This is a genomic window from Paenibacillus albiflavus (assembly GCF_004344915.1).
In the GTDB taxonomy this organism is placed as follows: domain Bacteria; phylum Bacillota; class Bacilli; order Paenibacillales; family NBRC-103111; genus Paenibacillus_AM; species Paenibacillus_AM albiflavus.
In genome coordinates, this window is the sequence record NZ_SKFG01000005.1 from 12,785 (window position 1) to 27,288 (window position 14,504).

The 14,504-nt window shown below is 43.8% G+C and carries 10 protein-coding genes and 1 pseudogene; 4 read left to right on the forward strand and 7 right to left on the reverse strand.

Annotation, left to right across the window (positions count from 1 at the left end):
- Positions 1 to 30: 30 nt before the first annotated feature.
- The 3 genes from E0485_RS07825 to E0485_RS07835 form a co-directional block, all read right to left on the reverse strand.
- Positions 31 to 357, reverse strand: coding sequence for a hypothetical protein (locus E0485_RS07825; protein ID WP_132417442.1), 327 nt, complete (start codon positions 355 to 357; stop codon positions 31 to 33).
- Between the two features lie 78 nt (positions 358 to 435).
- Positions 436 to 1,221 carry a PH domain-containing protein gene (locus tag E0485_RS07830; protein ID WP_132417443.1) on the reverse strand — a complete coding sequence of 262 codons (786 nt, stop codon included), beginning with the start codon at positions 1,219 to 1,221 and terminating at the stop codon, positions 436 to 438.
- Between the two features lie 131 nt (positions 1,222 to 1,352).
- Entirely contained in the window at positions 1,353 to 1,889 is a 537-nt protein-coding gene (locus E0485_RS07835; protein ID WP_132417444.1) for a hypothetical protein, read from the reverse strand.
- A gap of 153 nt (positions 1,890 to 2,042) precedes the next feature.
- Here E0485_RS07835 and E0485_RS25485 point away from each other — a divergent pair.
- A pseudogene (locus tag E0485_RS25485) lies at positions 2,043 to 2,438 on the forward strand (IS110 family transposase); the annotation flags it as partial.
- Here E0485_RS25485 and E0485_RS07845 read toward each other — a convergent pair.
- Entirely contained in the window at positions 2,438 to 3,403 is a 966-nt protein-coding gene (locus E0485_RS07845; RefSeq protein ID WP_132417446.1) for a sensor histidine kinase, read from the reverse strand. The pseudogene E0485_RS25485 and the gene E0485_RS07845 sit on opposite strands and share 1 nt — an antisense overlap.
- The gene (locus E0485_RS07850; RefSeq protein WP_207910943.1) at positions 3,330 to 4,031 is read right to left on the reverse strand and encodes a response regulator transcription factor; all 702 of its coding nucleotides are present in this window, start codon (positions 4,029 to 4,031) and stop codon (positions 3,330 to 3,332) included. The genes E0485_RS07845 and E0485_RS07850 overlap by 74 nt, the downstream gene beginning before the upstream one ends.
- Positions 4,032 to 4,223: 192 nt before the next feature.
- Between E0485_RS07850 and E0485_RS07855 the strand changes: the two genes are divergently transcribed.
- Positions 4,224 to 4,688, forward strand: coding sequence for a MarR family transcriptional regulator (locus tag E0485_RS07855; RefSeq protein ID WP_132417447.1), 465 nt, complete (start codon positions 4,224 to 4,226; stop codon positions 4,686 to 4,688).
- Positions 4,666 to 5,535, forward strand: a complete 870-nt coding sequence (locus E0485_RS07860; RefSeq protein ID WP_235857479.1) for a DUF6544 family protein — start codon at positions 4,666 to 4,668, stop codon at positions 5,533 to 5,535. Before E0485_RS07855 ends, E0485_RS07860 begins: the two co-directional genes overlap by 23 nt.
- Before the next feature lie 76 nt (positions 5,536 to 5,611).
- Here the strand turns inward: E0485_RS07860 and E0485_RS07865 are convergent, their stop codons facing one another.
- Positions 5,612 to 5,878 (reverse strand): hypothetical protein, encoded by a 267-nt coding sequence (locus tag E0485_RS07865; RefSeq protein ID WP_132417448.1) that lies wholly within the window; start codon positions 5,876 to 5,878, stop codon positions 5,612 to 5,614.
- Between the two features lie 117 nt (positions 5,879 to 5,995).
- On the opposite strand from E0485_RS07865, the gene E0485_RS07870 reads away from it, so the two are divergent.
- A complete protein-coding gene (locus E0485_RS07870) occupies positions 5,996 to 6,220 on the forward strand; it encodes a helix-turn-helix domain-containing protein (protein ID WP_132417449.1) in 225 nt (74 codons plus the stop codon).
- Positions 6,221 to 6,285: 65 nt separating this feature from the next.
- Here E0485_RS07870 and E0485_RS07875 read toward each other — a convergent pair whose 3' ends face one another.
- A complete protein-coding gene (locus tag E0485_RS07875) occupies positions 6,286 to 14,475 on the reverse strand; it encodes a GH36-type glycosyl hydrolase domain-containing protein (RefSeq protein WP_132417450.1) in 8,190 nt (2,729 codons plus the stop codon).
- Positions 14,476 to 14,504 lie beyond the last annotated feature (29 nt).

The window sequence follows — 14,504 nt, forward strand, 5'->3', positions numbered from 1 at the left end:
TACATTATACATGTGATAAATAGTATTTCGTTAAATCCTGTCGGAAGGTTTATTAGATAGATCTATACTTTTATCTTTATCCGATCTAAAAAATTCGTAATTTTCAATAATTTTAAATAAAAAGTAACCCCCCATTAATAAAATAATAGCACCAGTCCATTTATATGAATTAATAAATGCATCACATAATAACAGATATTTAGAAGGCTCGGTCTCCCCACCAAGCTTTAGTTTTATGTAATTATTAGCCGCACTATTACCCCAGTTCACAGAATTAAGTAAAATTATACAACCTAGAAATGTAGTAGTTCCAAAAAATAAGATAGAACATAATTGATTTTTTTTCTTAATATCCATTATCTGGCTCCTATTTCATTTTACTTTTAGAATAAAAATCTCAAAATTTCTCATTCAGTAACCATCACAAATTACTAGCTAATCTAATAATTCTTGAAGATATTGAGGCGATGGATCAAGTGCCATGATTTGATTCGATAGAGTGTATTTTAAATCGTCTATTATTAGAGTAGGCTTAAATGAATATAGATAGTCTAAGTCTGTTTTAACCATTAATTCAATCGATAATGTTGAATTGGACTCTAACATCCTCGGAAATTGTATGGAATTTTTAGATATAACAAACTTTTCAGGAACCATTATATCAGATATCTCAAAATTATGATTTGTTTTGTTTTTTAATACAACTTCATATTTAAAATACTGTGAGGGTACTTCTGTAACAATAAAAGGGATAAATGATTTAATCTCGATATCATTTTTCAACTTATTTGATGATATTATTTCACCATTAAAAATAACAATATTCTTTTCATAAACTTGATTATTTATTTTAAAATGTATCATTAATTCATTATTCTTAAGTATCATTGGATTTTTAAAAGAAACTAACAAATTAAGAGTATATTGATTATAATGTTCACTTTTTTGCCCAATTGAAACTTCATGTTTAACTACATTGAGGATGTCATCTAAATTTGTTCTCAACTCATACTGCTCAATATCTAGATTGTTTTTTTTTGAATAAAAAGGTATAGATATGAACATCTCCTCATCTTGATGTGCAATAATATTATAGTGCCATGTTGGTAAAAACCTAACTTGTGTATCTCTTTGGACAATATTAATATTGGAAGTTATTATTAAGATAGTAGCAGTACCAATTAATAGAAATACAACGTATTTGATTTTTTTTATTATCATAGCCCCTCCGTACAATATCCTACCAACAATGAATATTTGAAAGATTAGTGTGCAAGTAACAGTTATATGAATAGAAAGAGTTCGAGATCAGAGGGTGTGCCCTCTGATCTCTTTAATATTTCAAAATGTGACTATACTACTCTATAAATAAATCCTCTAAAATGTCTTGGTGTTAAGGTAGCCTCATCCCCTGTATAGGAGCAGCCAATTGGAATTGAAGTAGAGCATACTTTCAATCTTTGAAATAGTTCTTGTTTGTAATAAAAATGCTGGTATTCTATCGTTTTGTATTCATCATTTTTTTTAAAAGGATAAACATATGCTGTTGTTGTCGATTCAGTTCGACTAAATGAATATCCAAAAGCTGCCTCTGCTGCTCCAATAGATACTTTTAATGAACCTGTATAACCTTCATTCATTCCTACTGATTTTGAACAATTCAATGATGCCCCCTCTGCATAGTAACCAGCAACGCAAAATGTCCAAGGTCCATAATCAATGTATAGTTCACCGTGATCGTAAACTTCCCAAGTATAAATATTTATGTAAGGGGTTATTTCTGATTCGCTTGCGCTAGACTCGGTACCGCTTAGAGGTGAAGCAAATGCTAATGTATTTACTGAGATGAACATCAGTAGTGCAGAAAAAAACAAAAATAGCTTTTTCATAGATATCTTTCCTCTCATTTTTTATTTAATCCCAATAAAGTATTTATATAAATATATTATATCTAAAATATTACCTTTATTTGGGATTAAAATCATATTAACACTATTGTTCTAATATGTCACTAAAATTTTAAAAATTTCCTTATTTAAAAAATAGAGGACTACTTCACCGTCGTGTTAGCGAATGTACAACGCATCAAGAAGAATATCCCTGGTCGTAAGACAGACGTTTGCGACGCCGAATGGATCGCAAAGTTGCTTCGAGTCGGACTTATTGAATCAAGCTTTATACCATCTGAGGATTTAAGAGAGCTTTGTGACCTTTGCCGACTTCGAAAAAAACGAATTGGCTCTTTAACGGTGGAGAAGAATCGTATCTAGAAGTATCTCGAGGCAGGAAACATCAAGCTTGGTAGTGTCATCTCCGATATATTTGGCGTATTTAGGTGCAACTTGTTGCGACACTTAATCGAGCAAGGTTATGTGGATAATGTCGAAGTAAGCGTCAAAGGCTCGATTAAGAAAAGAAGGGCAGCTGTTACCGAAAGCTAAGACTCTCTGCTTTTTTTGAGTTTGAGTTGTAGGTAGAAAAATTCAGGATCTGTCTTGATTGTAATCTCACCATCCATGGCTTTTACCAGTTCTTTGACGATAGAAAGCCCTAGACCTGTGTTTTTGTTGGATCGTGAAGGGTCTTCGGTGACAAAGCGTTGATACAGCCTATCGGCATTCTCGATTGAAGCGGCTATACCGTTGGTAAATTGAATGATGAGCTGATCTTGTTGTGCTTCTAGCGAGATCAGTACCTTGCGATAGCCATATTTTAGAATATTACCTAGAATATTTTGGAAAATTCTCTGCAGAATTGTTTCATCTGTGATGATAGATTGCTGTTCCTGAATATGAATTTCTAGGGACAGGTGTTTCTTGTGCAATTCATCATAATAGGTAAACAAGTATTGGGTTAATAACTCAGAGACATCTATTTTGCGGAACTCAGGGGTTAGCATTTTTTCTTGAATCAGATTGTATTCCATAAGGTAATGAAGATAATGAGAGATCGAGTTCAAGCTGCTATCGATCTTCTGAATCATGGCGTGATGCTGTGATAGCTTAGGATCCTGTAAAAGAATCTGTGTATACCCTGACGATACAGTCAAAGGTGTCTTGAGATCATGCGTGAGATTGGTGATTACCTCCTGCATTTGTTTATCCTTATGGTATCTTTCTTGGTTGTAGATTTTATTTTGCTTAATTAATCGATTATTACTGTCTAGTAATCTTCTAATAATTCCATTCTTGGAAGTAGAGGTTAATTCTGCATTTGTATCTTTTGAGACAATATAGTCAAGCTGCTGGATGATTTTCTTCAAGTCTAGAAGAATTAAGCCCAAATAGGCAAGCACAGCAATGAGCAGGATACTAAGTAGCCACAGAATGTTACTCGCCCCCTCCAGCCAAACGAATGCCGAGGCCCCAGATCGTCTCGATATACTCGGTGTCCGGATCGGCATCTTTTAATTTTTTTCTTAGGGTACTGATATGTACGTTGATTGTGTTCTCTCCGCCAAAGTAATCATTCTCCCAAATCGTCTGATAGAGATTGGCTTTGGAATAGATTTTTTTAGGGTGGAGCAGCAATAACTCTAGCAGCTTGTACTCTTTATGAGATACTTGTATATCCTGGTTATGTACTAATACCTTATATTCTTCCCTAATCAAGGTTAGATTGTGATAAGAGAGCTCATCACCAGGCTCCGTTAATAGAGCGGTATTACGTAGCTGAACTTCAATTCTAGCTTCAAGCTCCTCTACATGAAAAGGTTTGGTAATGTAGTCATTGGCACCTTTTCTTAATAGATTCACTGTTTTACTTTTATCATTCAATGCCGTGATAATGATGATGGGAACATGGGAAGTTCGGCGAACCATCTCTAATACACTTTCGCCTGTCACCCCAGGCAACATCAGGTCGAGAAGGATTAAGTCGTATTTGTTTTTGCTTATTTGCATAAGCGCTTCAGTTCCTGAATTCGCCGTGTCCAATTGGTATCGATTGGTAAATAAATGGGCAAGAAGTTCGCAAATATTCTGATCATCTTCAATAAGCAGGATATGTTTCATCGTTGACCTCGAATTCATGGATGTCGTTTATCTCTCCTTATTAGTTATATCATAAATAGTAGAATGAAGAATGGTCAAAAGAGCACAAAACACCGACAAGTTGTCAGTGTTTTGTATCCTTTCAAGTTATACAAGGTTTTTGACAAAAGGTAACTGGTTACATAAAATAAAGGTAACTAGTTACTTTTATGAGTTTGGAGGTGTTATATATTGAATGAAGTAGAAAAAAAGGCATATATCTTTGGTGGTATTCTGACTTTGGCAAATCGATTGCAGGTTCTGGGCGACAAGTTGGATGAGAATGTGACGCTAAAACAATGGTTGCTTATCGCCATTATTTCAAAGCATGGACGACCATCTCCGACAATAAGCGAGGTGGCTGAAATGATTGGAAACTCCAGACAGAATGTTAAGAAAATGGCCCTTATACTTGAGAAACGAGGCTTTGTTTCATTAATAAAAGATGATCAGGATGCGAGAATCTATAGAATTCACCTTACACCCAAATGTATAGCTTATTTCGAGAGTAGAAGCGATAAAGAGATTCAATTTATGAATGCACTGTTTGATACATTTGATGAAAATTTGACGAGTGGACTATACGAGGGAGTCATAAAGTTAGCTTACAACATTACCAGAATGGAGAATACTCATGATGAAGAAGAGAGGGGTTAAAAAAACAATGTGGATGATCGTTGTGATCCTTGCGGTTATAGTAACTGGCATCGTAGTCTTTTTTAAGATCCCCTATTCCAAGACCAAAACTGATTTTAATCAAGTAGTAACAGAACAGATCAGCAGCTCAAAAGCATTAAAAGATGTTTTTACATTAGATGACATTAAAGGATTGCCGTATCCTGTACGCCAATATTTTGAAAATAGTGGATACATAGGTACTCCCAAAATGAACTATATGAAAGCAGCATTTAATAATGTTGATTTTATTATGTCTCCAGACAAACCAGCTTTGAAAATCGACTATACCCAGTATAATTTTGTTCACGAGCCTATAAGACTTGCCTATATTGACACTGCTATGTATGGAGTGCCATTTGAGGGCTTTGATTCTTATCTTGATGGTGATGGAAGCATGAAAGGGGTCCTCGCTAAAGTAATTACACTCTTTAATCAAAAGGGTGAAGAAATGAATAAGGCTTGCCTAGTGACATTTCTATCAGAATCTTTAATTATGCCCAACGCGGCTTTACAGCATTATATTACTTGGGAGGAAGTTGATGATACCCATGCAAAAGCGACTATATCATACAACGACATATCGGCAAGTGGGATCTTCACTTTCAGTGAGAATGGCGAACTTTTTTCTTTTACAACTGAAGATAGGTCTGTTGTATCCACTGATGGAACATTTCAGCAAGTGACATGGTCAGTTTTATTTAAAGACTACAAGACAATTGACGGTATCAAACAACCGGGTCATCTTCAAGTTGTCTGGAATTACGATCACGGAGATCTCATTTATTTTGACAGCAGTTCTTTTAAAGTTGAGTATGACTCACAATAAGTCTTTGCACTTGGATTTTCTATAATTAAAAAGTAGATCGCCCACTTGCAAAGGTGTGCGATCTACTCGCTTATAATCATCCAGAATTCTCGGCATTTAATAATTTCATTTTATTCGCCATGAAACTTTTTTCCAATCTTATATGAAGTAACTCCGTCTGTAAATCCTTTTCAATTGTATGTACGGCGGAAATAATGCTTTCCCCAATGTGTATACCTTTATCTCCGTTGCTTGCAATGTAGTCTACGATCATCGAAATGCTACCTTCACATAGTCCGATTTTTTGAATTAGCTCATCTTCCTCAAGTTCAAGTTGCTCATACTTATTTCTGTACTCATTCAAGCCTAATCAACTCCACCTTTGAAATAATTACGCCTATACGTACCAATAATGTAATTATTATATGGTACGCTTTTGCGTAATGTCAATGGTTGAAACTAAATATAGATGGTGATTAGTGTGTCAAAAAAAGTAGTTATTAATATTTCGAAATTAGTAAGGGAGCACCAAATAACATTGAGGGAATTGTCGCGTTTATCTGATGTCAGACACGCGGCATTGAGTGAATTATCTAATGGGAAAAGAGAGAATATTAACTTTAGCCATATCGAAAGGATTGCAGACGCTTTGAATATAACAGATATCAGAAATATAATTGATCTGATTGAAACAAATGATGATTAATGTTTCTCAGAAACAAAACCCAGTCCGTATGAGGACTGGGTTTCATTGTGGAATGGGGGTATCTGCTATAAACCGATCATAATGTGATGTTCTTCGCCATCGTCTAACAATTCAATATAAGTTTCAGGTCCAGCCTTCAAACCTTCTTCTGTTGAAGGATCTTTGTTGAAATCCAGGATATACTTCGTGTCACCGTATCGATAGGTTGCTTTAAAGCTGGACCACTCGGAAGGAATGCACGGATTTAAGTTGAGCTTATTTCCGTGTTTGCGGAGCCCCAGTATCGACTCGATCCCGCACTGATACATCCACCCGGCAGCACCGGTATACCAAGTCCAGCCTGCATGTCCATGATGTGGTTCAGCGGTGTAGACATCAGCTGCCATTACATAAGGCTCCCCGACATATTTCCGTACTTCATGTTCCGTACGTGTATGATTAATCGGGTTAAGCATATGGAACAGCTCAAACGCTTTATCACCTTGGCCTAGCTTACTCCAAGCGCTGATGCTCCAGAGGACGCCGTGGGTGTACTGCGCTCCATTCTCGCGAATGCCCGGTGGATACCCTTGGATATAACCCGGACTTGGTTCGGTGTGGTCGAATGGAGGGGTTAAAAGCCTCACTACGGAGAGCCCGCGGTCAACCAGCTCACGGTCGAACGATTGCATAGCTTGATTAGCGCGGTCCTGTGGTGCTGCTCCCGAGATCACGGACCAAGATTGCGCAATGGCATCGATTCGGCACTCTTTGTTATAGATAGAGCCGAGCCAAGCGCCAGAGTCCGTGAATGCTCTTCGATACCACTGCCCGTCCCAAGCATGGTCATGGATTGCTTGCGCCAATTGCTCGCGGACTTGTTTATAGTGTGCTTCTCGTTCAATCTCGCCGCGGTTTCCGCTTAGCTCCCTAAACCGCTGCAGCACCTCGCATATAAACCATCCGAGCCACACACTCTCGCCACGTCCTTCACTCCCAACCAGGTTCATGCCGTCATTCCAATCTCCCACGCCAATGAGGGGGAGTCCATGTTCACCGATCCTCTGCAGGGCTTTGTCGATTGCTCGTATGCAATGCTCGTACACCGTACCGCTTTTGTCAGACTGCACCGTCGGTTCATATCGCTCATGCTCGCCTTCCTGCAACGGTCCACTCGTAATAAAGGGTACAACCTCGGCTAGAAGCGTATCATCACCCGTATGCTCCATATACCGGGCCACCGAATAAGGCAGCCAAAGCAGATCGTCGGAGAATAGTGTTCGGATACCGCGCGCTGTTTCTTCATGCCACCAGTGCTGCACATCGCCTTCCTCATATTGATGAGCAGCATGGATGAGAATCTGCTTCCTCGTAAGATCGGGTATCGAATGGAGGAGTGAAAGAGAATCCTGCAGCTGATCACGGAATCCATATGCGCCTCCTGCTTGATAGAAGGCAGTACGTGCCCACATGCGGCAAGCGAGCGATTGGTAGAGCAGCCAGCCGTTGAGGAGAATATTGGTCTCGATCGAAGGAGTCTCCACAACGATCTGGCCCAGCGTTCGATCCCAGTAGTCTGCGTTCTCTTTCCAAGCCGCATCGCAATGCGAGCCATCGCTGTATCGCTGAGCCAAGCTTGCTGCTTCAGTTTTGGAAGATGCGCAGCCGAGCAAGATTAAAATCTCTTTTTCCTCGCCTGACGCCAGATCCAGCTTCAACTGGACCGCTCCGCAGCTCGCATAGTGTACGCCAGTTCGCCCAGACAGACTGGTGCGGTCCAACGCAGCGGGATGGTCTAAGCTTCTGTTCCTTCCGATAAACTCCAGTTGATCCGTGGTCCAAGACAAGTCGCTGGAGTTCGCGGTATTCTGTGGAAAAATTCCCAAGAATGCAGTCGCATCCCGGAAGTTTTCTTGATACCGATTCTCTGAAGTCAGAATAGAGGCCACTTCATTCCACTCACTTACGATGTAGGGAGCGTTCTGTTGACGCTGAACGCCTAGTACCCACTCAACATAATAAGTGACGGAGAGTCGTCTTTGTATGGACGAGGTGTTCTTGAGCTGCAGTCGAATGATTTTGACGGGATCCTCCCTAGGGACGAATACAGTCATCTTGTGACGAATCCCGAGACGCTCATGATCGAAAGTCGTATAACCCAAGCCATGCGTGACCATATAAGGATTCTCATCCTTGCCAGACGATGGTGTGATGGTCCACAGGTCACCTGAATTCTCATCTCGTACATATCCGAGTTCCCCAGGTGGGTCAAGTACAGGATCATTAGACCATGGGGTTAACTTGCATTCCCGACTGTTCCTCCAGAACGTGTAGCCAGTACCTAGCTCAGAGACAAGGGCACCGAATCTGGGGTTAGAGAGGACGTTGATCCATGGCGCAGGCAGATGCTTGCCATCCTTGATCAAAAGCTTGTATTGTTTGCCATCCGCCGTAAACCCACCCCAACCGTTAAAGAAGTGAAGCTCTTTTGCTTGGAGCAAAGGTGGATGGGTTAGCGGTACATGCAGTTGGTCTTGCTCGGCAGTCCGCTTAAGCAGTTCTGGCCAATCGGCATCATGAGAACGACGCTGCAAACGAAGTTGACTAGCCATACTTGGTCCGCCTGCCAGCAGCACAACTCGTGCAACTGCCAGAAGAAGCGTTCGTTCTTCTTCGCTTAGTCGGTTGTCTGGAATGACATGAATTCCTACAGTTCCTGCACCGAATCGATCAACGCTGTGCTCTACGGCTCGACCAAGCGCTTCCTGCAGATTTTGCTGATACCCCTCTGCAGATAGATTAAGAATGATAAGATCGAATTGAAGCCCCATCCTTCTCAAATATTCATGCCCTTTCAACAGCTTAACGATAAAGGGCAGATGGCTTGGGTTATCAATTTGGACAAGGATAATCGGTCTATCACCTGAAATGCCGAAGGACCATAATCCAGGCTGTCCCTTCGAATTCGCGGCGATCCGTAAGCTGCGCTCGTCTCTTAAAGGCGGTGTGTATAGGACTTGAGCTGCAAGTGACTGGTATTGGTTGGATTCGAACTGATCGATGCCAAGATTGCGCAGCTCGATACGGCTGCGAGTCCAGGCAAGCTTGAAGCTTCGATCCACCGCTTGCGCCTTCGTCAGCCTGGATACGATTTCGACTGCATCTTCTCTCGACTCGGCAACGGATGTCACGGCATACAAGTGGACCTTCTCACTCGGTTCCACTCGTACTCGGTGCCGCATGACGAAGGCGGGATCAGCCACAGACCCGGTTTTTCCCTTCAGAGAGCAGTGGATGGATTCGGGTTCCGTTAGCCGATATCCTCTACCGATGAAAGCGGCCCGATCTGTCTCAAACTCTGCCGTCCCTAGCGTGTGACATTCCGTTGCGAGCAGATGGGCGGACCAGAGCGATCTGTCCTTTGCTTCTCGTTTGCGCCTGCTGGCAACAAGACAGCCGCTATCATGATCATATGCAGTGCGGATAAACAGCTTGCTGAAAGCTGTATGGGCATCATCTGAAATAGGGTTCGAGAGCGCAAGCTCTATAAAGGATGTGATTTCAAGCACCTTGGCTTGATCTCCCTGATTTACTAATGTGATACGGCGTACCTCAGCATCCGCTTCAGGGGAGACGCATATTTCCATACATGTCTCGATAGTGTCATCCTTGCGTTTGAAAGTCGCTTTGTCTGGTTCGAAGCAGACACGCTGCTCTGGCGATTCCACCCTGCAAGGCTGGTATGATGCAGACCAGATCTGATCAGACATGACATCTCGGATGTAAATATAGCTTCCCCATGAATCCATAATGGGCTCTTCTCTCCATCTCGAGATCGAGAGGCCTTCCCAACTGCTATAACCGCTTCCGCTAACGGTGACCATCGTGGTGAAGCGCCCGTTCGACAGCAGGCACGTTTCCGGTGTAGCGGTGTGAGGAGAAGTGAACTCCCGTATCGGATTCACTTCTTTCACGGCTTGTTCCCCGCGAACCATTGAGCGGTTCATTGCAGGATGTTTGATCCACGTTAGAGGCCGCATAACGCGCTCCTGAAGCAGCAATTCTGCTGCACGTACTTCCTTGTTCCGATGGAACCTTTCGAACATGGTGGTTGGCAAAAGCAGGTTGGACAAGGTCAGCAGAGTCATCCCCTGGTGATGCGCCATAAAGCTGCGGATCACGACATGCTTGCTGCCTGCTGGCATTCGTTTTGGCGTAAAATCCAATGCCTCGTAATAACCGTATTTACCGCGAGCACCTAGCTGATCCATTTGTTTCAGCGCCTTGAGCCCTTCCTTCGGGGCATAAGGCAATGCCATAGCCGTTGCATACGGCGCAAGAACAAGATCCTGCTCAAGTCCTCGCTTAAACCCAATACCAGGGACGCCAAATGCTCTATATTGATAGTTCATTTGGTAATCAAAGGCGAAATAACCGGATTCGGAAATCCCGAACGGAACGCCACGCTCCTGGGCAAAAGCGATTTGACGCTCTACCACGCCTTGGTAGGTGCTGTCCCATATCGTATGTCGATACGTCTTCATCAGCAGCCATGGCATCATGTACTCGAACATCGTTGCCGACCAGGAGAGCAGCACCGGCTGGCTGCCAACCTTCGTCAGCGTTCTTCCGAGCGCATTCCAATGTGACACGGAGACTTGCCCTAAGGCAATGGCGACGAAGCTGGCTTGGCGTGCCTCAGAAGCCAGCAGGTCGTAAAGCACAGCATCTCGAACGCCTGGCTTTACATGATAACCAAGTGAGAAGAGGTTGGTCTTCGCATCGAAGAGCGGACGAAAGTTTGTCTCGTGAATCAATACGTCGATTCTAGCTGCCAATCGTTCCCCACGAGTAATCATATCCGCTTCAGTAACTAAGCCGGGCTCTTGCGCGAAGGCGACTCCAAATTGCTCATTTGACCATTGTTGACGGCTATTACGGCTAACCTGCTTCAATAGGTGATCTTTGTCATTCTGCAGCCATTCAAGGAGGCCTTCTTTTACTGTTATCAAGGAGGCGACGAAATTCCCGGAATCGACGGTGGACACGTACACGGGCAATAGTGGAGCCAGTGTTTCCGTGCCGTACCAATTGTAGAGATGGCCCTCCCATTTTTCCATTCTCTCGATAGTATCTATCGTTCGTTCCAGACGCACGATAAGTCCTGACGTGTCGATAAACCCAAAATCTCTGGCAGCCAGCGCACATGTTACATACATCCCGATGTTTGTAGGGGAGGTGCGATGTGCAATCCCCCTCTCGTGTTCGATTTGGACGTTATCGGGCGGTAGCCAGTTGTCCCGCACTGTCACGAAATCCTCGTAGAAGGACCAAATATCATAGGAAAGCTTACGTAGCTCCTCAGCCTCCTGAGGACTGAACGTTTCCGTCATACGAACCGGTGATTGGTCGAGCCATCGGATTGCCAGTGGCGCTATACTCCATATCACAACGAGAATCAGGCTGATCGCTTGTACTGCGGCTGATTCACTCCATACGGCACATACCGCCATGAGTGCAATCAAGATGTAACCGCCATAAAGCCCAGACATTAGCGGAGAGCCTGCTTTCCCGTTTAACCGTTCAACCTCTGCTTGATTTACCCATTCGAGGAGTCTGCGCTTGGAAATGGTCAAACGGTACAGCGTCCGAATGATGGCATCAAGCATCACCATACTCTGGAATGGGAGGGTCATAATCGCGATAAGTACGTGCCCTGTTGTATGCAGCAAGCTCCTTGGTCGGTTCAGAATGACATTGAAGGTGACTACCTGACGGAGCAGCGGAAGAATCATCGTAAGTAGTACGATTCCGTACCAGCGTATCGGCGAGCCTGGAAGTGCAGGGAGGGCCAGCAGCATGATCGCCATCAGAACAGGTTGGAGCAGGCTGCGCCTTAAATTGTCTATAATCTGCCATCTCGTCATTCTGGATAAATTCGTCGGTACAAGCTTACCCTCACTATTTCGGATTGAAGGCTTTAGCCAAGGCAGCAGCTGCCAATCCCCACGTGTCCAGCGGTGAAGCCGCTTCTGATGTGACATGAAGGTGGGGGGATGATCGTCGATGAGTTCGATATCCGAAAGGAGTCCAGTTCTCAGAAAGCTGCCCTCAAGCAGATCATGGCTAAGAACACTATTTTCAGGAAATCGGCTGCCGAGCACAGTGTGGAAAGTGTCTATATCGAAAATCCCTTTGCCCGTAAAAATACCTTGTCCAATCGCATCTTGATAAGGATCCGAGACCGCAAATGCGTATGGATCAAAACCAGCCCCATAAGTCCATAATGAGGAAAGTCTCGATTTCTGTGCACTCTCATAAGTCAGCCCGATTCGAGGTTGAAGCAAGCCGTAGCCATCGATCACCTTGGTCCTGCAATTGTTCAGCCGGGGACGGTTATAAGGAAGATGCATGGCGCCAATCAACCGCTGCGCACTTTCAAGTGGTAAGCGCGTGTCAGCATCTAATGTAATCACGTAACGGATTTTATTGAAAACAGCTGTATCGCCGAGGATGGTACTGAAACTCGTTCCTTCGGTTCCTTGGATCAGCTTTACAAACTCTTCTAACTTTCCACGTTTACGTTCCCACCCCATCCAGGTTTGTTCGGAGGGATTCCATTGTCTATGGCGATGAAATAGGTGGAAGGTGCTGTTCGAGTACGTATGATTTAATCGTTCGATCTCGTCCTTCGCCAAACTTAATATCGCTTCATCCTCAGAGGAATGTTCAGCAGCTGCATCCTTGAAATCACTTAGAATCGCGTAATGAATGTGGGGGGAACGATTCCCTAAATAATTCAGTTCCAATCGTTCGGTTGTACTCTTCACATCTTCGAGTCTAGACCAGATAACAGGCATGACAACCATCGTCGCAGCATCTTCAGGCACACCTTTGGAAAAATCATATCTCAGCAATCGAGTGGGTCGTATCGTACGTTCAATAAGCCAATGAACAGCAGTGACTCCAAATTCGCTTGCTGGCAAGGTGAGCAGGAGCAAGGCGGCTGTTAAGCCAAGTGGGGATATGGCGGATGCCGGGCCGATGGCCCATAAAGATAACACGATTAAGGCAGCAACCATACTGAATACCATCAGCTTGATGTATAGACTGTTTGCGCGCATTTTAAACCCGGTCTCCGGGAGGGAGCCTACTTTTCCGCACAGCTTTAAAGCCTGCTGGAGCTCCTTCATTCCCTGTGCTTCAAGCAAATAGTATGCAGCGTTCACATTTCTGGGCGGTAACGATTCGGGGCTTTCTTTCATTGCAGCTTCATATTGCTTGTCTGCTAATTGAACAGCTTGGGCTGCGACTAAGCTTTCGGGCACTTTCATACGCCGGGCTAACTGTTCGACCCGATAACGCAGTGTATGACGGCTCCCACCGTCCAACTTCGGGTAGTTGCCTGTCTGTTCTTCCCGAAGCTTTTGCTCTACCATGCTGATCTGCTCGAACAACTCGCTCCACACCAGGCGGGAGAGATTACGTAAACTGGTGATGACATTGCCTGTACTTACCTGATATTCAGCCTGAAGCCGATATTCGTAAGAGAGAATTGCATCGAGACTCTCAGGTGGGTTCTCCAGCTTGCAGATCAGCCACTCTCCGATGTGCGCTGAATCCTCCGCATACTCTCTTAGATGCTTAATAAGATGGACAATTAATGCGCCTGATAAGGGCAATTCCACGTTTGCTTCGTCTAAAGCCTGCTTTAAACGCTCAGGCGTCAGCTCTGCAGGAGGAATTCCTGACAACATTCGCTCTACGAGTTCGCAGATGGCGCGCCGTTCCTTCACAGGTAGAATAAGGGATGCAAGACGGCGAATCATCTCTATTTTCATAAATAATGGAATAGACCATGCCTCCGCGATGGAGAGCACTGATACTTCTTGATACGAGTTGAAATAAGCCGCAAAACGCTCTTCATCCAGAACGCCGTCCGTAAGCTCCAAATAAGCTTCGCAGATAGAAGAGACTCGAAGGCGAGCACTCTTGTCCACTGTGGGAAGAGGCTTTACGTTGAGATGACGGATGGCTTCTTGAATCTCTACTACTTCAGCCTCTATAAATTCCGAATGATCCAATAGCCACTCCTCAGCAGGCTGCGTGCACGCGCTGCGACGATCATGGAGTTCCTTAATGAAGGTTCGCAGCTCTTGAATATCGGACTCGAGCTGTCTCCACAATGCTTTTGATGAGGTGTTCCTTCCTTTCGGATCGTGTTCTAGCGCTAGCTTATGTGCGTCTTCCTGTAACTTATCTTTAAACAAACCCATGTATTAGGCCCCCAACGATGACAATGGTA

Coding starts and splice junctions, on each gene's coding strand:
- E0485_RS07860 (WP_235857479.1), top strand. CDS start 4,666: ATGATGAAGAAGAGAGGGGTTAAAAAAACAATGTGGATGATCGTTGTG.
- E0485_RS07875 (WP_132417450.1), bottom strand. CDS start 14,475: ATGGGTTTGTTTAAAGATAAGTTACAGGAAGACGCACATAAGCTAGCG.
- E0485_RS07850 (WP_207910943.1), bottom strand. CDS start 4,031: ATGAATTCGAGGTCAACGATGAAACATATCCTGCTTATTGAAGATGAT.
- E0485_RS07830 (WP_132417443.1), bottom strand. CDS start 1,221: ATGATAATAAAAAAAATCAAATACGTTGTATTTCTATTAATTGGTACT.
- E0485_RS07825 (WP_132417442.1), bottom strand. CDS start 357: ATGGATATTAAGAAAAAAAATCAATTATGTTCTATCTTATTTTTTGGA.
- E0485_RS07835 (WP_132417444.1), bottom strand. CDS start 1,889: ATGAAAAAGCTATTTTTGTTTTTTTCTGCACTACTGATGTTCATCTCA.
- E0485_RS07845 (WP_132417446.1), bottom strand. CDS start 3,403: ATGCCGATCCGGACACCGAGTATATCGAGACGATCTGGGGCCTCGGCA.